Raw genomic sequence first — 19,118 nt, 5'->3', positions numbered from 1 at the left:
CGGTCCCTGTGGGAGCGGGCGTGCCCGCGAAGCTTTTGGCTCAATGCCCGTGACTGCGCCCCACATGCGAATGCTCGGTGTCCGGCACCGATACCGCCCCGTTCGTCTCCAGTTGCTGCAAGATCGCGCATTCGCTCCCCTGCGCGCTGCAGCGCCGCCGCAGTTCCACCAGCTGCTCTTGCAATGCCACCAAGCCATCGATCCGCGCCTGCACATGCTCGATATGTTCGTCGATCAGCGCATTGACGCTGCCGCACGAGTCGTCGGGGCTGTCGCGCAGGCGTAGCAGGCTGCGGATTTCTTCCAGGGTCATGTCCAGGGTGCGGCAGTTGCGGATGAAGGTCAGCCGTTCCACGTGGGCCTGGGTATACAGCCGGTAGTTGCCTTCTGTACGGGCAGGCTCGGGCAGCAGGTGTTCACGCTCGTAGTAGCGGATGGTTTCCACCGCGCAGTCGGTGGCTTTGGCCAGTTCTCCGATCTTCATCACGAAATCTCCAGCAAGTGGCTTGACCCTATAGTGGCTACAGGGTGTTCACTTGGCAACAGGCTCACTTTAAGGACGACCCCATGAACCAGCCTGTCAGCCACGAACACAAGCATCCGCACGATCACGCCCATGGCGATGACGACCATGGGCACGCCGCCCACGGCCACAGCTGCTGCGGGGCCAAAGCCGCGCCGGCGCTGGTGCAGCTGACTGAAACGGCCAGTGCCCAGGCACAGCTCAGCCGCTTCCGCATCGACGCCATGGACTGCCCGACCGAGCAGACCCTGATCCAGGACAAGCTGGGCAAGCTGGCCGGTATCGAGCAGCTGGAATTCAACCTGATCAACCGCGTACTTGGAGTACGCCACACCCTGGACGGTACTAGCGACATCGAGCGTGCCATCGACAGCCTGGGCATGAAGGCCGAGCCGCTTGGTGCCGAAGGCGACGGTATCGCCGCCGCGCCCCAACCGGCCAAGACCCGCTGGTGGCCGCTGGCATTGTCGGGTGTTGCCGCCATCGCCGCCGAAATCGTGCACTTTGCCGCGCTGGCGCCGGAATGGCTGGTGGCGGCATTGGCGCTGGCAGCCATTCTTGGTTGCGGCCTGGGCACCTACAAGAAGGGCTGGATTGCCCTGAAAAACCGCAACCTCAACATCAATGCGCTGATGAGCATCGCCGTGACCGGTGCTGTGCTGATCGGCCAGTGGCCGGAAGCGGCCATGGTGATGGTGCTGTTTACTGTTGCCGAGCTGATCGAAGCCCGCTCGCTGGACCGCGCACGCAATGCCATCAGCGGGCTGATGCAGCTGACCCCGGACATGGCCACGGTGCAGCAGGCAGATGGCCAATGGCGCGAAGTGGATGTGCGCGAAGTGGCCATCGGCGCGTTGGTGCGGGTGCGCCCCGGCGAGCGCATCGGCCTGGATGGCGAAGTGAGCAGTGGGCAATCCAGCGTCGATCAGGCGCCAATCACCGGCGAAAGCTTGCCTGTGGAGAAGGCCGTAGGCGACAAACTGTTCGCCGGCACCATCAACCAGGCGGGTGCGCTGGAGTTTCGCGTTACCGCTGGCGCGGGCCAATCGACCCTGGCGCGGATCATCAAGGCCGTGGAGCAAGCACAAGGCGCGCGGGCGCCTACCCAGCGCTTCGTCGACCAGTTTTCGCGTATCTATACCCCGGTGGTGTTTGCCATCGCCCTGGCCGTGGCGGTGATCCCGCCGCTGTTCATGGCCGCAAGCTGGTTCGACTGGGTGTACCGCGCCCTGGTGCTGCTGGTGGTCGCGTGCCCGTGCGCCCTGGTCATCTCGACCCCGGTGACCATCGTCAGCGGGCTGGCCGCTGCTGCGCGCAAAGGCATCCTGATCAAGGGCGGTGTGTACCTGGAAGGCGGCCGCCACCTGGATTACCTGGCCCTGGACAAGACCGGCACCATCACCCACGGCAAGCCGGTACAGACCGACGCCAAAGTACTGGAGCCGCTGTTTGAAGGCCGTGCGCAAGCCCTGGCTGCCAGCTTGGGCGAACGTTCGGACCACCCGGTTTCCCGCGCCATTGCCCAGTTCGGCAGGGAGCAAGGCCTGGCCTTGAGCGAGGTCGATGACTTCGCTGCCCTGGCCGGGCGCGGCGTGCGTGGCACCATCGCTGGCGAGGTCTACCACCTGGGCAACCACCGTCTGGTGGAAGAACTGGGGCTGTGCTCACCCGAGCTGGAAGCCCAGCTGGATGCGCTGGAGCGCCAAGGCAAGACCGTGGTCCTGCTGCTTGACCGCAGTGGCCCGCTGGCCCTTTTCGCAGTGGCCGATACGGTCAAGGACAGCAGCCGCCAGGCCATTGCCGAGCTGCATGAGCTGGGCATCAAGACTGTCATGCTGACCGGTGATAATCCGCATACCGCGCAGGCCATCGCCGCCGTGGTGGGTATCGACCGCGCGGAGGGCAACCTGCTGCCTGCCGACAAACTGAAAACCATCGAAGCCTTGTACGCACAGGGCCATCGGGTGGGCATGGTCGGTGACGGCATCAACGACGCCCCGGCCCTGGCCCGTGCCGAGGTCGGTTTTGCCATGGCCGCTGCCGGCACCGACACCGCCATTGAAACCGCCGATGTGGCACTGATGGACGACGACTTGCGCAAAATCCCGGCCTTCGTCAGGCTGTCGCGCCAAAGTGGGGCGATCCTCATGCAGAACATCGTTCTGGCGTTGGGCGTCAAGGCGATATTCCTGGCGATTACCTTTGCCGGCATGGCCACCCTGTGGATGGCAGTGTTCGCCGACATGGGCGTGAGCCTGCTGGTGGTGTTCAACGGCTTGCGCCTTTTGCGCAAATAGAGGACGTGCATGCTGAGTTCGGAGCTTAAAGCCTTTTACATGGTGGCCCGCCTGGGCAGCATCACCCTGGCGGCAAAGAAGCTCGGACTCAGCCAGCCCACGGTGACCACGCAGATCCGCAACCTGGAAAGCCACTACACGGTCGAGCTGTTCTACCGTGGCGGGCGGCGCCTGGTGTTGAGCGAAGAGGGCGTGCGACTGCTGCCGATGGTCAAGGCGCTGTTGCAACAGGAGGCCGACATCGAGTTCGAGCTGCGCAACAGCGGCCAGGCCCAAGGCAGTTTGCGCATCGCCGCCACGGCGCCTTACTACATTCTCGACCTGGTGAAGATCTACCGCGAGCGCTTGCCGCAGGTGGATGTAGCGGTGGAGATCGGCAACTCGCAGCAGGTGCTGGAAATGCTCGAAGACTACCGGGTGGATATCGCCGCTTCGTCGCAGCTGCTGGAGGACGCCCGGCTGGTGCGACGGGTGCTGGGCACCGATCCGCTGGTGGTGGCGGTGCACCGCAACCACCCATTGGCCCACCGCCAGACGGTGTCCATCGATGTGGTGGCCGGGCATTGCCTGTTGATGCGGGAGAAGGGCTCGACCACGCGCAAGCTGACCGAGCAGATGATGCAGGAGGCCGGGGTGACGGCCGGGGCCTTGCTGGAAATCGGCAGCCGCGAGTCGATCCGCGAGGCGGTGCTGCGCAACATCGGCATCAGCGTGATTGCCCGCCATGAGGTGCCGCACAACCCCGAACTGCGGGTGCTCGTGCTGGAGAATGCGCCGGTGATGCATGAGTACCTGTATTGCCTGAAGGAACGGCGCCAGGCCAGGTTGCCGGCCGCGTTCATGGGTGTAGCGCAAGAAGTGGCCGGTTCGCATTTCTAGACCTGTGTTGGCTTCTTCGCGGGCTTGCCCGCTCCCACAGGTACTGCGTAGGGTCTGAATTTTGTAGATATCCTGTGGGAGCGGGCAAGCCCGCGAAGAGGCCCCGACAGGCCAATACAAAATCTGCCTATACCACTATCACCGGCTTTTGCCTCAAAGCCACAGAACCTTCGCACAGCCTGCCTAGCATGGCCCCATCTCTTCGATGAGGCCCTGCCATGAACCACACCACCCCCGGCGCACAGATGAAAGTGCGCAACATCCACAAGCGCTTCGGTGCCTTCACGGCACTCAACGATGTCTCGCTGGACATCGCCGCCGGCGAACTGGTGTGCCTGCTCGGCCCGTCCGGCTGTGGCAAGACCACGCTGCTGCGCTGCATCGCCGGCCTGGAGCGCCAGGACCGCGGCACGCTGTACATCGGCGAGCGCGATATCTCCGAGCTGCCGCCCCAGGCCCGTGACTACGGCATCCTGTTTCAGTCCTACGCGCTGTTCCCCAACCTTACCGTCGAAGCCAACATCGCCTACGGCCTGACCGGCAGTGGCCGCGAGCAGGCCCGCCAGCGGGTGGCTGAAATGCTCGAACTGGTGGGCCTTTCTGGCAGCGAGAAGAAATACCCAGGCCAGCTTTCCGGTGGCCAGCAGCAACGTGTGGCCCTGGCCCGTGCGCTGGCGCCGTCGCCATCCCTGCTACTGCTCGACGAGCCGATGTCGGCGCTGGACGCCCGGGTCCGCGAGCACCTGTGCACCGAGCTGCGCCAGCTGCAACGCCAGCTGGGCATCACCACCCTGATGGTGACCCACAACCAGGACGAAGCCATGCTGATGGCCGACCGCATTGCCGTGATGAACAACGGCCAGGTCGAGCAGTACGCCACCCCGCAGGAAATCTACGACCAACCGGCCACGCCGTTCGTTGCCGAGTTCGTCGGCCAGGGTAACTGGCTGCCATTCCAGCGAAGCGGCGACAGCCATGCCCAGGTTGGCGGCATGAACATGCGCCTGGCGCCGGGGTCGGCCCAGGCCAGCAGCGGCCGGCTGTTCTGTCGCCCGGAGGCGATCACGGTCAACCCGGTGGTACACGAAGAAAACCTGTTCCCGGCCATGGTCCGCGAAATCACCTTTCTCGGTAACCGCTGCCGCATGAGTTTTGAACTCAAGGCCCTGCCAGGCCATGCCCTGCTGGCCGAGGTGGCCCCCGAGGCCATGCCCCGCCTGGGTTCGCAGGACATCTGGGTGGCGCTGCCGCCGCAGAGCCTGCAGGTGTTTGCCTGAGATGGCCGCGCCAATGTCCCTGCCGCTGAGCCAGGCCAAAGCCGCGCCGCGTGCTGGCGTTGCCCTGGGTGATCGGTTGTTCGTCGTCGGCGGCAAGAGCCTGCTGCTGATCCTGTTGGTGCTGGCCGTGCTGATGCCGCTGCTGGCGATCTTCTGGCGTGGCTTCAGCGCGGACGCGGGCCAGGGTGGCGGCTTGCTGGCAGCCCGGGAGCTATTCGCCAGCGACAACTTCCACTGGTTGCTGGGCAACAGCCTGTCGGTGGCTTTCACCGTCGCAGCCATCGTGGTGCCGCTGGCCTACCTGTTTGCCTATGCCCTGCAACGTACGCTGATCCCGGCCAAGGGCCTGTGGCGGGGGATTTCGCTGCTGCCGCTGCTGGCGCCGTCAATGCTGCCGGCCATCGCCCTGGTCTACCTGTTCGGTAACCAGGGGCTGCTGCGCGGGTTGCTCAGCGACAATATCTACGGCTTCTGGGGCATCGTGCTGGGGGAGGCCATCTACACCTTCCCGCATGCGCTGATGATCCTGCTATCGGCGCTGTCGCTGGCCGATGCTCGGCTGTTCGATGCTGCCTCCAGCATGGGCGCTGGCCCAGGTCGGGCGTTCACCAGCATCACCTGGCCGGCCACGCGCCAGGCGGTGTTTGCGGCGTTCTGCCTGGTGTTCACCCTGACCATCACCGACTTCGGTGTGCCGGTGGTGGTCGGTGGCGACTATCAGGTGCTGGCGCTGGAGGCCTACAAGGCGGTGGTCGGCCAGCAACAGTTCGGCCGTGGTGCGCTGATCGGTATGGTGCTGCTGTTGCCGGCCCTGTTCAGCTTCAGCGTTGACGCCTGGCTGCGCCGGCGCCAGGGCGAGGCCATGAGCGGCCGCGCCCAGGTGTTCGAACCCAAGCCATCGCGTGGCCGCGATGCCTGCTTCCTGGCCCTCGTGCTGCTGGTGTGCGCGGCATTGCTGCTGGTGATCGGCATGGCGGTGTATTCGTCGCTGGTCACTTTCTGGCCATACAACCTGTCGTTGTCGCTGCGTCACTACATGTTCGAAGACACCGCCGGTGGCGGCTGGCTGGCCTACCGCAACAGCGTGACCATGGCCATCGGCACCGCGCTGATCGGCAGCATCGTGATTTTCACCGGTGCCTACCTGATGGAGAAAACCCAGGGCCAACGCCTGCTCAACCAGGCGCTGCGCCTGCTCAGCTTCATCCCCATGGCCGTGCCGGGCCTGGTGCTGGGCCTGGGCTACGTCTTCTTCTTCAACCTGAACGGCAACCCGCTGCATGTGCTGTACGGCAGCATGGGGCTGTTGGTGGTGTGCACCATCGCCCATTACCTGACCACCGCGCAGATGACCGCAACCACCGCGCTTCGCCAGCTTGATGGCGAGTTCGAGGCCGCTGCGCTGTCGTTGAAGGCGCCGCTGTACAAGCACTTCCTGCGGGTGACCGTGCCGATCTGCCTGCCGGCGCTGCTGGACATCATCCGCTACCTGTTCGTTTCGGCCATGACCACGGTGTCGGCGGCGATCTTCCTGTACAGCCCCGACACCATCCTGGCTGCCGTTGCCGTGCTGAACATGGACGATGCCGGCAACGTTGGCGGTGCTGCTGCCATGTCCACCCTGATCCTGCTGACCAGTGCCGGCGCTTCACTGCTGCTGGCCGCAGCCTCACGCGGCCTGCTGCGCCGCTCCCAAGCCTGGCGCCAACGCGCCGCGACCGTCTGACCTGTAAGGAACCTACCCATGTACAAGCACCTTGCACTTGCCGCTGCCGTTTCTGCCGTATTCAGCCTGCAGGCTTCGGCCGCGGATACCCAGCTGACGGTCTACACCGCGCTGGAAGCCGAGCAGCTGAAGAGCTACAAGCAGGCCTTCGAGAAGGCCAACCCGGACATCGAGATCAAGTGGGTACGCGATTCCACCGGCATCATCACTGCCAAGCTGCTGGCCGAGAAAGACCGCCCGCAAGCCGACGCGGTATGGGGCCTGGCAGCGTCCAGCCTGGCCATTCTCGACCAGAACGGCATGCTGGAAGCCTATGCACCGAAGGACCTGGGCAAGATCTCCGGCAACTACCGGGACGCTGCCAACCCGCCGGCGTGGGTGGGCATGGACGTGTGGGCCGCAACCATCTGCTTCAATACCATCGAGGCCGAGAAGCAGGGCCTGAGCAAGCCGGTGAGCTGGCAGGACCTGACCAAGCCGGAATACAAAGGCAAGATCGTCATGCCGAACCCGGCCTCGTCGGGTACCGGCTTCCTTGACGTGAGTGCCTGGTTGCAGACCTTTGGTGAGCCGCAAGGCTGGGCCTACATGGACGCACTGCACCAGAACATCGGCCAGTATGTTCACTCCGGCTCCAAGCCATGCAAGCTGGCGGCTGCGGGCGAGTTCCCGATCGGTATCTCGTTCGAATACCCGGCTGTGCAACTGAAGCGCCAGGGCGCGCCGCTGGACATCGTGTTGCCGAAGGAAGGCCTGGGCTGGGAGATCGAGGCGACTGCTGTGATCAAAGGGTCGCCCAAGGCGGATGCGGCCAAGCGCCTGGCTGATTTCTCGGCCAGCCCGGCGGCGATGGAGCTGTACAAGGAAAACTTCGCCGTGCTGGCCGCGCCGGGTATTGCCAAGCCACAGACCGAGCTGCCAGCGGACTATGAACAGCGCCTGATCAAGAACGACTTTGCGTGGGCATCGAAGAACCGTGACCAGATTCTGGCCGAGTGGCGCAAGCGCTACGACGGCAAGTCGGAGAAGGTGGCCCAGCAGTAACCTGTACCGGCCTCTTCGCGGGCATGCCCGCTCCCACAGGTACTGCGCAGGTCCTGAAATTTGCGCAGCCCCTTGTGGGAGCGGGCGAGCCCGCGAAGAAGCCACCGCCGCTACCAAGCCAGGAATAGATACCGATGCCTGATCCAGCACAGATCGTCGACAGCACCTTCGCCCTGTACGCACGCCATGGCAGCGACGACTACATCGGCGAAGCCATCACCCAGCTCGAACACATGTCACAGGCCGCGCAACTGGCCATGGCCGAAGGCTTCGACGATGAGGTGGTGCTGGCGGCGTTCTTCCACGACATCGGTCACCTGTGTGGCGGTGACGCCAGCATGGGCGGCTACGGCGTGGTCAGCCATGAACGCATCGGCGCCGAGTATTTGCGCCGTTGCGGCTTTGGCGAGCGCATGTCGCGGTTGGTGGAGTATCACGTGGAGGCGAAGCGTTACCTGACGTTGCGCCAGGCGGGGTATTACCAGCGCCTGAGCGAGGCGAGCCGGCGGACCCTGGAGTATCAGGGGGGTGTAATGAGCGAGGCTGAGGCGGATGCATTCGAGCGGGATCCGCTGTTCGAGGTGAGCTTGCGGATGCGGGAGTGGGATGAGCGGGCCAAGGAGGTGGGGGTAGCGGTGGTTGATCTGGATGGGTTGAAGCAGAGGGCACTGGCATTGCTTTGAAACATGGGTTGTCGGGCCTGGCCTATTCGCAGCACAAGGCTGCTCCTACAGGCGGACGCGATACCTGTAGGAGCAGCCTTGTGCTGCGAAGAGGCCAGGCCTGCTGACTCAAAATTGTGAAACCAGTGCCTCCAGCTGTTCCTGCCGCTCAGCCTGATTCAGCTTCGCCCCTGGGTTGAGCGTCGACCATTGCGGATGCGCCCGCGCCTTCACCAGTGCCTCTGGCAACTTGCCCTCGCGCCAGGCCTTCTCATCCAGCTCACCCAGCCTGATGCTGTCTTGCGCCGCATGCCCGCGGTTATCCAGCGCCACCATCAACTGCTGCTGACGCAACGCCAGCAGGCGCAATACCGTGTCGTCCACGGTCAGCTCGCGTTTGCCCTTGAGCTTGCCCATCAACCGTGAGCCATAGTTACGCGCCGTCTGCAGCGCACCGCCGGCAATCGCGCCGGCCAGCGCTGCCGCGCCGAGGGTAAGCCCGCCGACCAGCAGATCGACCCCGGCCCCGGCTGCAGCGCCGGCCGCCACGCCGCTGCCCAGGCGCACACCCAGCAGCTTCAGGGTTTCAGGATTGAACAGGTCATCGCCCCAGCGGCCATCGAGCAACGGCAGGTCGCTGGCATGGGCATCCTCGCGGCGGAAGGCATACAGCTTGAGCAAGGCTTCGACGCAACGCTGTTCACGTTGGCGTATGTCCCGGCGCAGCGCCTCTATGGCCTTGGCTTCGGCCGCTGGCTCCGCCTCGACGCTACGCCGGCAGGCGGCGCAGTCCAGCAGCAACTCGGCAATCAGCCGCTTGCCACTTTGCTGGCGGGCCAGGCGCTGTGCCTGCTGGTCGTCGATCAGCCGCTGCAGGGCCGGGCGGGCGTCCTCCAGCAGCAGGGCCAGGCTTTCGTACAAACGGCGCTCGCCATCCTCGGGCGGGGCCACGCTGTCGAACCGCACCAACGCGTGAAGCCCAAGCCGGGCAAGGGCTTCACGCCATTGCGGCTCGCGGTGCTGGTGGCTGGCGACGAAGTTGAGCACCGGCAGTAACGGCTTGCCGCAGCTGGCCAGCACTTCCAGTTCATCGCGATACTTGGCCAGCACCGGCTCGCGCGCGTCGATCACGTACAGGCCGGCATTGCTGGCCAGCAACTGGCGCAGCACCTTGGCCTCCTGCTCGAAACGCTGGCGCGCTTCGCTGCCCTGCAGAAAGCGCTCCAGGCGGGACGGGCCGTCCAGGCGCTCGCCCGGGCGTTCCAGGCGTTCGAGGTAGTCGAGCAACGCGATGGCATCCTCCAGGCCCGGGGTGTCGTACAGCTCCAGCAAGGGTTCGCCGTCCACCGACAAGCGCGCACCTTCTACATGGCGGGTGGTGCTGGGGCGGTGGGACACTTCGCCAAAGCCTACGTCGCGGGTCAGCGTGCGCAGCAGCGAGGTCTTGCCGACGTTGGTATGGCCGACCACGGCCAGTTTCAGTGGCTCAGTCATGGCCATGCTCCAGCCAGGTCAGTGGTGAGGTGTCGGCGTGCTGCAGGCCAAGGCGGTCAAGGGCTTCGTGCCAATCGCCCAGGCGCTGGGCATCAACAGCCTGGCCGGGTGCCGACTGCAGTAGCCAGATACGGGTTGCGCCGGCATTGCGCGCCAGTTCGGCGAGCAACGCCAGGCTGCCGCGGTCGGGCGAGCGCCGGGGGTCGCAGGCGATGGCCAGGCGTGCCGGGGGGAAGCGGCTGAGTTGTTCGAGCAGCCGGTTGCGCGATTCGCGGCTGTCGAGCACGCCAGCATTGATCACGCTTTTCGGCAGGGCGGGCGGCCAGGGGCGCTGGTCGTCCAGTTCCAGGCCCACCAGCAGGGCACCGCTGCTGCCGCTTTCCAGCTGGCCGGCGGCAAACTGTGGCAGGGCCTCGGGTGCGGCATCCTGTACGCCGATGCGTTCGCTGCGCGGCATCAGTGCATCACGCAGTTGCGCGTAGCCGGGCAGGCTCAAGTCCAGTACCAGGCGCTCGCGGCCCTGGCGCCAGCGCCACAGGCACAATCCAGCCAGTACCAGGCGTGGTAACAGGCCATACACCAGCACCACCCCCAGCAACCAGCTGGCCCAGGCCTGTCGGGCTTGCTCCAGGGCCGGCAAGGTGTCGCCGCTGGCGCGGATCATGGCTTCGTCAGGCACGGCAAAGCCCAGCAGCGAAGGCAGGGCGCCCAGGGCTTGGGTCAGGTGGATGAACGGGTCGGCGGCAAGCAGCGTGGTTTCCCAGACAAAGCCATAGCGCCGGGTCGCCAGCAAGGCTAGCAGCATGCCCAGGGCGGTGAGCATGGCCAGCAGCCACAGGCCATGCACCAGCAGGCCGAGCAGCCAGCGGTTCAGGCGTTGGCGTTGCAGCAGCACCAGCAGCGCAGGTGCCAGGTGTGCGGCCTTGGCATCGCGGGCAAAGCGTTCACTCAGCCATAGCCACAACCGGCCCAGCCCTGCGCCATGCTCGCCGCTTACGGCAAAACCGATGGCCCAGCCCAGCAGCATCAGCAGGTTCAGCCCGAGCAGGCTGCCCAGGGCCCAGAACACGTTCACCGGCCGCTGCCCGTCGCCCAGGGCGGCCAGGGCCAAGCCCGCGCCGCTGAGCACGGCCATCAGCAGCAAGGCCAGCAGCGCCAGGCGCGCGCCTTGCTTCCAGTGGCGCAGGGCGGTGCTCATGCCATCGCGTTCGGCCAGGAACAGTGCACGGGTTTCGATGCGGGCCGCCAGGTCGCCGCCCAATTGGCGGGCGCGACGGTTGGCTTCCTGGTCTTCCAGGGGGCCGGCGTGTTCCTCGCGCAGGCGTACCGCTTCGGTGAGCCAGCGCTTGTCCAGTGGAGTCGGTTCAGTCACATGGTCTTCCATTGCACAGGTCAGGGCAGAAGCATAACCCACGCGCCCGGTGCTATCCTCGCTGACATGAATACATCACTCCCCCTCAGCCTGATCGCGGCGTACGCCGAGAACCGCGTGATCGGCATCGACAATTCCATGCCCTGGCATTTGCCGGGGGACTTCAAGTACTTCAAGGCCACCACCCTGGGCAAGCCGATCATCATGGGGCGCAAGACCTGGGACTCGCTGGGGCGGCCGCTGCCTGGGCGGTTGAATATCGTCGTCAGCCGCCAGCGGGGCCTTGAACTGACAGGTGCGGAGGTATTTGCATCGCTTGAAGAAGCCCTGGTGCGGGCCGAGCAGTGGGCGCGCGAGCAAGGCGTTGAAGAGCTGATGCTGATTGGCGGGGCGCAGTTGTATCGGCAGGCGCTGGAGCAAGGGCTGGTCAGCCGGATGTACCTGACGCGGGTAGAAATGGCGCCGGAAGGCGATGCCTGGTTCCCTGCGTTTGATGAGGCGCATTGGAAGCTGGAGTCGAGTGAGGCACAGGCTGAGGAAGGCAAGCCTGCTTATCACTTCGAGGTTTGGGACAAGGTTTGAGATTGTCGGGGGCGCGAAGCGCCCCCTGCGATCGGTCAGGAGTGGCTCAATTCTGCATGCTCATCGCCCGCCAGCACGTCCTTGTCGGTCTCTTTCAACAGCTGGCTGGTCACCACGCCCGCAGTCATCGAACCGTTCACGTTCAGCGCCGTACGCCCCATGTCGATCAGCGGCTCCACCGAAATCAGCAACGCCACCAGCTCCACCGGCAAGCCCATTGCTGGTAGCACGATCAGTGCGGCAAAGGTGGCCCCGCCACCCACACCGGCAACCCCTGCAGAACTCAGCGTGACGATGGCCACCAGGGTCGCGATCCACAGCGGGTCGAAGGTATCGATGCCCACCGCCGGCGCCACCATCACCGCCAGCATGGCGGGATAGAGGCCAGCGCAGCCGTTCTGGCCAATGGTGGTGCCGAATGATGCGCTGAAGCTGGCAATCGACTGCGGCACACCCAGGCGGCGCGTTTGCGCTTCGATGTTCAGCGGAATGCTGGCGGCGCTGGAGCGGCTGGTGAAGGCGAACGTGAGCACCGGCCACACCTTGCGGAAGAAGCGCAGCGGGCTCACACCGGTCGCCGCCAGGATGAGGGCATGCACCACGAACATCAGCCCCAGGCCCAGGTACGAGACCACCACGAAGCTGCCCAGCTTGAGGATGTCTTCCATGTTCGAGCTGGCAACCACCTTGGTCATCAACGCCAGCACGCCATACGGGGTCAGTTTCATTACCACCCGCACCAGGCGCATCACCCAGGCTTGCAGGGTGTCGATGGCCGACAGGGCGCGCTCGCCTTTCTCGGCATCGTCCTTGATCAGCTGCAGCGCGGCCAGGCCGACGAATACGGCGAAGATCACCACGCTGATGATCGACGTCGGCTTGGCCCGCGCCAGGTCACCCACCGGGTTGCTGGGGATGAACGACAGCAGCAGCTGCGGGATGTTGAGGTCGGCGACCTTGCCGGCGTAGTCGCTGTGGATAACCTGCATGCGGGCGCTTTCCTGCACACCGGCCACCAGGCCTTCTGCACTCAGGCCGAACAGGTTGGTCAGCACGATGCCGATCAGCGCGGCAATGGCGGTGGTCAGCAGCAGGGTGCCGATGCTCAGCACGCTGATGCGGCCCAGCGACGAGGCATTGTGCAGGCGCGCCACGGCACTGAGGATCGAGGCGAAGATCAGCGGCATGACAATCATCTGCAACAAGCCGACATAGCCGTTGCCGACCAGGTCGAGCCAGGCGATGGTGGACTTGAGCACGGGGTGGCCAGCGCCGTAGATCGTGTGCAGGGCCAGGCCGAAGACTACGCCCAGCACCAGGCCCAGCAGTACCTTCTTGGCCAGGCTCCAGTCGGTGCGGCGGGTTTGTGCCAGGCCCAGCAACAGGGCCAGGAACGCCAGCAGGTTAAGTGACAGCGGCAGGTTCATTGAAGCTCCAGCAGAAAAAAGCAGAAGTGGCATCGCCTCTGTGAGCGATTGCGAACGGAAATGCTAACAGCCTGAAAACAAACGAATTTATACCCAAATGGAATTTGCATAGTCGTTTATGGAATAACGAAGTGTCGCGGATTGCAATGAACGCGGCGTTTGCGGCTGCATGGAGGTCGTTATCGAAGGTTGGCAGTGGGGATTGTTGCACTAGCGTTTCTGGGTCATTTCAGGAGATTCGTACATGAAAGTCGCTGTGAAAGCCGCCGCCATCGGCCTGTCCCTGCTGTTCAGTATCGAAACCTTCGCCACCGAGCTCAAGCATTGGCCCGCCGAGGCGGCCAGGCAGCTCGACAGCATGATCGCTGCCAATGCCAACAAGGGTAACTACGCGGTGTTCGACATGGACAACACCAGCTACCGCCATGACCTGGAAGAAGCCCTGCTGCCGTTCATGGAAAACAAGGGCCTGCTGAGCCGCGACAAGCTTGACCCGTCGCTGAAGCTGATGCCGTTCAAGGACACTGCCGAGCACAAGGAAAGCCTTTTCAGCTACTACTACCGGTTGTGCGAAGTCGACGACATGGTCTGCTACCCGTGGGTGGCCCAGGTGTTCTCGGGTTTTACCCTGAAGGAGTTGAAGGTGCAGGTGGACGAGCTGATGGCTTCTACCAAGCCGATCCCCAGTACTTATTACGAAGGCGACCAGGTCAAGGCCATCGAGGTACAGCCGCCCAAGGTCTTCAAGGGCCAGGCCGAGCTCTACAACAAGTTGATGGAGAATGGCATCGAGGTGTACGTGATTTCGGCGGCCTCCGAAGAGCTGGTGCGCATGGTCGCCTCGGACCCCAGGTACGGCTACAACGTGAAACCGCAGAACGTGATCGGCGTGAGCCTGCTGCTAAAGGACCGCAGCAATGGGCAACTGACCACGGCACGCAAGCAGATCAGTGCTGGCCACTATGATGCCAAGGCCAACGAAGGGCTGGAGCTGACCCCGTACCTGTGGACCCCCGCTACCTGGATGGCGGGCAAGCAGGCGGCCATCCTGACCTACATCGATGAATGGAAGAAACCGGTGCTGGTGGGCGGCGACACGCCGACCAGCGATGGCTACATGCAGTTCCACGGGGTGGATGTGGGCAAAGGTGGCATCCACCTGTGGATAAACCGCAAGGCCAAGTACATGGACCAGCTCAACGGCATGATTACCAGGAATGCGGCGGCGCAGGCCAAGGAAGGGTTGCCGGTGACGGCGGACAAGAACTGGGTGATCGTGACGCCGGAGCAAATCCAGTAGTTGTTGCGTTGTCTGCTCCGGCCTCTTCGCGGGCACGCCCGCTCCCACAGGTACTCCACAGAATCTAAAATCTGTGGAGTACCTGTGGGAGCGGGCGTGCCCGCGAAGAGGCCGGAACAGGCATAAAAAAACCGGCACCCAGGGCGCCGGTTCTTCTTTCACGCTAGAAAAGCCTCAGAGCCCTTCGAGCATCGCCTTGTTGCGCACCGCACCTTTGTCGGCACTGGTCGCCAGCAGGGCGTAGGCCTTCAGCGCGGTGGTCACTTTGCGTGGGCGTACTTCAGCGGGTTTCCAGCCCTTCTTGTCCTGCTCGATGCGGCGCTCGGCCAGCTCTTCGTCGCTGACCAGCAGGTTGATCGAACGGTTAGGGATGTCGATCAATACCTTGTCGCCGTCGCGCACCAGGCCGATGGCGCCGCCGGCAGCCGCTTCCGGCGAGGCGTGGCCGATCGACAGGCCCGAGGTACCGCCCGAGAAGCGGCCGTCGGTGAGCAGGGCGCAAGCCTTGCCCAGGCCTTTGGACTTCAGGTACGAGGTCGGGTACAGCATTTCCTGCATGCCCGGGCCGCCTTTCGGGCCTTCGTAGCGGATGATCACGATGTCGCCGGCCTTCACTTCGTCGGCGAGGATGCCGCGCACGGCGCTGTCCTGGCTCTCGAAGATCTTGGCATTGCCTTCGAACACGTGGATCGATTCGTCAACACCGGCGGTTTTCACCACGCAACCGTCGAGGGCGATGTTGCCGTACAGCACGGCCAGGCCGCCTTCTTGCGAGTAGGCGTGCTCGAAGCTGCGGATGCAGCCGTTTTCGCGGTCGTCGTCGAGGGTTTCCCAACGGGTCGACTGGCTGAACGCAGTCTGGGTCGGGATACCGGCAGGGCCGGCTTTGAAGAAGGTGTGCACGGCTTCGTCATCGGTCTGGGTGATGTCCCATTTGGCGATGGCTTCTTCCATGCTGGCGCTGTGCACGGTCGGCAGGTCGGTGTGCAGCAGGCCGCCACGGGCCAGCGAACCGAGGATGCTGAAGATGCCGCCGGCGCGGTGCACGTCTTCCATGTGGTACTTCTGGATGTTCGGCGCCACTTTGCACAGCTGCGGCACTTTGCGCGACAGGCGGTCGATGTCACGCAGGTCGAACGCGACTTCGCCTTCCTGGGCTGCGGCCAGCAGGTGCAGGATGGTGTTGGTCGAGCCGCCCATGGCGATGTCGAGCATCATGGCGTTTTCGAACGCCTTGAAGTTGGCAATGTTGCGCGGCAGTACCGACTGATCGTTGTCGCCGTAGTAGCGCTTGCACAGCTCGACGATGGTGCGGCCGGCGGTGAGGAACAGCTGCTCGCGGTCGGCGTGGGTGGCCAGGGTCGAGCCGTTGCCCGGCAGGGCCAGGCCCAGGGCCTCGGTCAGGCAGTTCATCGAGTTGGCGGTGAACATGCCGGAGCACGAACCGCAGGTCGGGCAGGCGCTGCGCTCGTATTCGGCGACTTTTTCGTCGGAAGCCGTGGAATCGGCGGCGATGACCATGGCGTCGACCAGGTCCAGGCCGTGGCTGGCCAGCTTGGTCTTGCCGGCTTCCATCGGGCCGCCGGAAACGAAGATCACCGGGATGTTCAGGCGCAGGGCGGCCATCAGCATGCCGGGGGTGATCTTGTCGCAGTTGGAGATGCACACGATGGCGTCGGCGCAGTGGGCGTTGACCATGTATTCCACGGCGTCGGCGATGATCTCGCGGCTTGGCAGCGAGTACAGCATGCCGTCGTGGCCCATGGCGATGCCGTCATCGACCGCGATGGTGTTGAATTCCTTGGCCACGCCACCGGCGCGCTCGATCTCGCGGGCAACCAGCTGGCCCAGGTCCTTCAGGTGCACATGGCCCGGGACGAACTGGGTGAACGAGTTGGCGATGGCGATGATCGGTTTCTTGAAATCTTCGTCCTTCATCCCGGTTGCGCGCCACAGGGCACGGGCGCCGGCCATGTTGCGGCCATGGGTGGAAGTCTTGGAACGATAATCAGGCATGAAACACTCCTGGCGGCTTAATCAGGTCACATAAAGGGGAGTGAGCTTCTCTTGTCCTTTGTGCCGCAGGCCTGTTGCCACTGGCACGGATGGGGCCGAAGACACCACGGGATCGCCGCGTGCTTGGCCAGAGCTCATAAACCCGCCGGGGATGACTGGCGATGAATAGGCCGATTCTACACCGCTGGCGCGGTGAGGGAATGCAGATGTGGATGGTTGGCGGGGAGATTGCAGCAGGAAAGGGCCGCCAGGCGGCCCTTTGCAGCAGATTTCAGCTGTTTGGCAGCAAGCGGCAGGTGATGCTCTTGATGTAGCGGGTCTCGGCGATGGCCGGGTGTACCGGGTGGTCCGGGCCCTGGCCGCCGCGCTCGAGCAGCTGCATGTTGCGGTCCAGGTGGCGGGCGCTGGTCAGCAGGATGTTGTTCAGATCGTCCTCGGGCAGGTGCATCGAGCACGAGGCGCTGACCAGGATGCCATCCTTGTTCAGCATGCGCATGGCCTGTTCGTTCAGGCGGCGGTAGGCCGCTTCGCCGTTTTTCAGGTCTTTCTTGCGCTTGATGAAGGCGGGTGGGTCGGCAATGATCACGTCGAAGCGTTCTTCTGCAGCCTTGAGCTCGCGCAGGGCTTCGAACACGTCGCCTTCGATGCAGGTCAGCTTCTCGCTGATGCCGTTCAGGGCAGCGTTACGCTCCACGCCATCCAGGGCAAAGCCCGAGGCATCGACGCAGAATACTTCGCTGGCGCCGAACGCGCCGGCCTGCACGCCCCAGCCACCGATGTAGCTGAACAGGTCGAGTACACGCTTGCCTTTCACGTACGGCGCCAGGCGCGCGCGGTTCATGCGGTGGTCGTAGAACCAGCCGGTCTTCTGGCCTTCACGCACCGGGGCTTCGAACTTGACGCCGTTCTCTTCCAGCGCCACCCAGTCGGGCACTTCGCCGTAGACGGTCTCGACATAGCGCTGCAGGCCTTCGGCGTCACGCGCGGCGGAGTCGTTCTTGAACAGGATGCCGCCAGGCTTGAGCACCTGCACCAGGGCAGCGATCACATCGTCCTTGTGCGCTTCCATGGTGGCCGAGGCCAGCTGCACCACGAGGATGTCGAAGAAGCGGTCGACCACCAGGCCCGGCAGCAGGTCGGAATCGCCGTAGACCAGGCGATAGCACGGCTTGTCGAACAGGCGCTCGCGCAGCGACAGGGCGACGTTCAGGCGGTGTACCAGCAGCGACTTGTCCAGCGGCAGCTTGATGTCGCGCGACAGCAGGCGGGCGCAGATCAGGTTGTTCGGGCTGAGTGCGACGATGCCCAGCGGCTTGCCGTTGGCTGCCTCGAGAACGGCCTGCTGGCCGGCCTGGAAGCCTTGCAGCGGGGTCGCGGTGACGTCGACTTCGTTGCTGTAGACCCACAGGTGGCCGGCGCGCAGGCGGCGGTCGGCATTGGCTTTGAGGCGAAGGCTGGGCAGGGACATGACGTCGCTCCGGAAAAAAGAGCGGGAGTATAACGTGTCTGCGGTGCTTTCGCCTTTAGAGGTGCAGCGCCTGGGAGATCGAGCGCCGCGTGGGCGGCGCTCGATTTCCCAGGCGCTGCACCTGTCACGGCGAGCGCAGAGAGGGTTAAAATCGCCGGTCCTAAACGAGTGTGCACGTATGTCCCAAGAACTCAGCGCCGAACAGATCCAGCAAGCCTTGCAAGGCATCACCATTCCGCCGCAACCGCAGATCATGGTCGACCTGCAGTTCGAGCAGTACATGCCTGACCCGGACCTGGAAACCATCGCCAAGCTGATTTCCCAGGACCCGGGCCTCTCGGGCGCCTTGCTCAAGCTGGTCAACTCCCCGCACTTCGGCCTGTCCAACAAGATCGGCTCGATCCAGCGCGCAGTAAATTTGCTGGGCAGCCGTTCGATCATCAACCTGATCAACGCCCAGTCGATCAAGGGCGAGATGAGCGACGAGACCATCGTTACCCTCAACCGCTTCTGGGATACCGCCCAGGATGTGGCGATGACCTGCCTGACCCTGGCCAAACGCACCGGTGTCCAGGCCGCAGACGAGGCTTACACCCTGGGCCTGTTCCATGACTGTGGGGTGCCGCTGATGCTCAAGCGCTTCCCGGACTACATGGATGTGCTGGTGCAGGCCTATGCCCAGGCCGACGAAGAAACGCGCGTGGTCGACACCGAAAACCGCGTGTTCAACACCAACCATTCGGTGGTCGGCTATTTCACCGCCAAGTCCTGGCGCCTGCCCGAGCACCTCACGGCAGCCATCGCCAACCACCACAACGCCCTGGCCGTGTTCCGTGACGAGAGCGCGCGCAATACCCAGAGCCAGCTGAAAAACCTGCTGGCGGTGCTGAAGATGGCCGAGCACATCTGCGCGTCCTACCGGGTGCTGGGCAACCAGGCGGTGGACCACGAATGGAACGTGGTCGGCCCGCTGGTGCTCGATTACATAGGCTTGTCGGAATACGATTTCGAAAACCTCAAGCAGAACATTCGCGAGCTGAGCGGGCACTGA

Annotated in this window: 15 protein-coding genes; 9 read left to right on the top strand and 6 right to left on the bottom strand. The window is 64.2% G+C overall.

The features are described 5' to 3' along the window. Positions 1–40 precede the first annotated feature (40 nt). The gene (cadR, locus tag WF331_RS03940; RefSeq protein ID WP_016502101.1) at positions 41–484 is read right to left on the bottom strand and encodes a cadmium resistance transcriptional regulator CadR; all 444 of its coding nucleotides are present in this window, start codon (positions 482–484) and stop codon (positions 41–43) included. Positions 485–567: 83 nt separating this feature from the next. Between cadR and WF331_RS03935 the strand changes: the two genes are divergently transcribed. The 6 genes from WF331_RS03935 to WF331_RS03910 all read left to right on the top strand — a co-directional run bounded on the left by WF331_RS03935 (position 568) and on the right by WF331_RS03910 (position 8,429). Beyond that, on the top strand, positions 568–2,820 hold the full coding sequence (locus WF331_RS03935) for a heavy metal translocating P-type ATPase (RefSeq protein WP_340622663.1): 2,253 nt from the start codon (positions 568–570) through the stop codon (positions 2,818–2,820). Positions 2,821–2,829: 9 nt separating this feature from the next. After that, a complete protein-coding gene (locus WF331_RS03930) occupies positions 2,830–3,699 on the top strand; it encodes a LysR family transcriptional regulator (RefSeq protein WP_016502099.1) in 870 nt (289 codons plus the stop codon). Between the two features lie 218 nt (positions 3,700–3,917). Next, on the top strand, positions 3,918–4,976 hold the full coding sequence (locus WF331_RS03925; RefSeq protein WP_061204017.1) for a putative 2-aminoethylphosphonate ABC transporter ATP-binding protein: 1,059 nt from the start codon (positions 3,918–3,920) through the stop codon (positions 4,974–4,976). A 1-nt stretch (position 4,977) separates the two neighbouring features. Further along, a complete protein-coding gene (locus tag WF331_RS03920; protein ID WP_174371339.1) occupies positions 4,978–6,702 on the top strand; it encodes a putative 2-aminoethylphosphonate ABC transporter permease subunit in 1,725 nt (574 codons plus the stop codon). Between the two features lie 18 nt (positions 6,703–6,720). Then, positions 6,721–7,746 (top strand): putative 2-aminoethylphosphonate ABC transporter substrate-binding protein, encoded by a 1,026-nt coding sequence (locus tag WF331_RS03915; RefSeq protein WP_016502095.1) that lies wholly within the window; start codon positions 6,721–6,723, stop codon positions 7,744–7,746. A gap of 134 nt (positions 7,747–7,880) precedes the next feature. Then, a complete protein-coding gene (locus WF331_RS03910; protein WP_340622662.1) occupies positions 7,881–8,429 on the top strand; it encodes a phosphonate degradation HD-domain oxygenase in 549 nt (182 codons plus the stop codon). A 108-nt stretch (positions 8,430–8,537) separates the two neighbouring features. On the opposite strand, the gene WF331_RS03905 is transcribed toward WF331_RS03910, so the two are convergent. Both WF331_RS03905 and WF331_RS03900 read right to left on the bottom strand, forming a co-directional pair. After that, positions 8,538–9,902, bottom strand: coding sequence for a GTPase/DUF3482 domain-containing protein (locus tag WF331_RS03905; protein WP_197897828.1), 1,365 nt, complete (start codon positions 9,900–9,902; stop codon positions 8,538–8,540). Next, positions 9,895–11,286 (bottom strand): DUF2868 domain-containing protein, encoded by a 1,392-nt coding sequence (locus tag WF331_RS03900; RefSeq protein WP_340622668.1) that lies wholly within the window; start codon positions 11,284–11,286, stop codon positions 9,895–9,897. Before WF331_RS03900 ends, WF331_RS03905 begins: the two co-directional genes overlap by 8 nt. A 54-nt stretch (positions 11,287–11,340) precedes the next feature. On the opposite strand from WF331_RS03900, the gene WF331_RS03895 reads away from it, so the two are divergent. Continuing rightward, positions 11,341–11,856 carry a dihydrofolate reductase gene (locus WF331_RS03895; RefSeq protein WP_049276507.1) on the top strand — a complete coding sequence of 172 codons (516 nt, stop codon included), beginning with the start codon at positions 11,341–11,343 and terminating at the stop codon, positions 11,854–11,856. A 35-nt stretch (positions 11,857–11,891) separates the two neighbouring features. Here WF331_RS03895 and WF331_RS03890 read toward each other — a convergent pair whose 3' ends face one another. Next, positions 11,892–13,283: an L-cystine transporter gene (locus tag WF331_RS03890; RefSeq protein WP_016502090.1), complete on the bottom strand. Its 1,392-nt coding sequence runs from the start codon at positions 13,281–13,283 to the stop codon at positions 11,892–11,894. A 244-nt stretch (positions 13,284–13,527) separates the two neighbouring features. Between WF331_RS03890 and WF331_RS03885 the strand changes: the two genes are divergently transcribed. Next, entirely contained in the window at positions 13,528–14,583 is a 1,056-nt protein-coding gene (locus tag WF331_RS03885) for a haloacid dehalogenase-like hydrolase (RefSeq protein WP_174371074.1), read from the top strand. 174 nt (positions 14,584–14,757) lie between these two features. On the opposite strand, the gene ilvD is transcribed toward WF331_RS03885, so the two are convergent. Continuing rightward, positions 14,758–16,599: a dihydroxy-acid dehydratase gene (gene ilvD, locus WF331_RS03880; protein WP_016502088.1), complete on the bottom strand. Its 1,842-nt coding sequence runs from the start codon at positions 16,597–16,599 to the stop codon at positions 14,758–14,760. Between the two features lie 271 nt (positions 16,600–16,870). Then, positions 16,871–18,067, bottom strand: coding sequence for a class I SAM-dependent rRNA methyltransferase (locus WF331_RS03875; RefSeq protein WP_016502087.1), 1,197 nt, complete (start codon positions 18,065–18,067; stop codon positions 16,871–16,873). A gap of 232 nt (positions 18,068–18,299) precedes the next feature. Between WF331_RS03875 and WF331_RS03870 the strand changes: the two genes are divergently transcribed. Further along, a complete protein-coding gene (locus tag WF331_RS03870) occupies positions 18,300–19,118 on the top strand; it encodes an HDOD domain-containing protein (protein ID WP_169725196.1) in 819 nt (272 codons plus the stop codon).

Source organism: Pseudomonas sp. YNh, assembly GCF_037993085.1.
Taxonomy (GTDB): Bacteria; Pseudomonadota; Gammaproteobacteria; order Pseudomonadales; family Pseudomonadaceae; genus Aquipseudomonas; species Aquipseudomonas putida.
The sequence above is the reverse complement of the archived record's forward strand: the minus strand, read 5'-3'. Positions and strand labels throughout refer to the sequence as shown.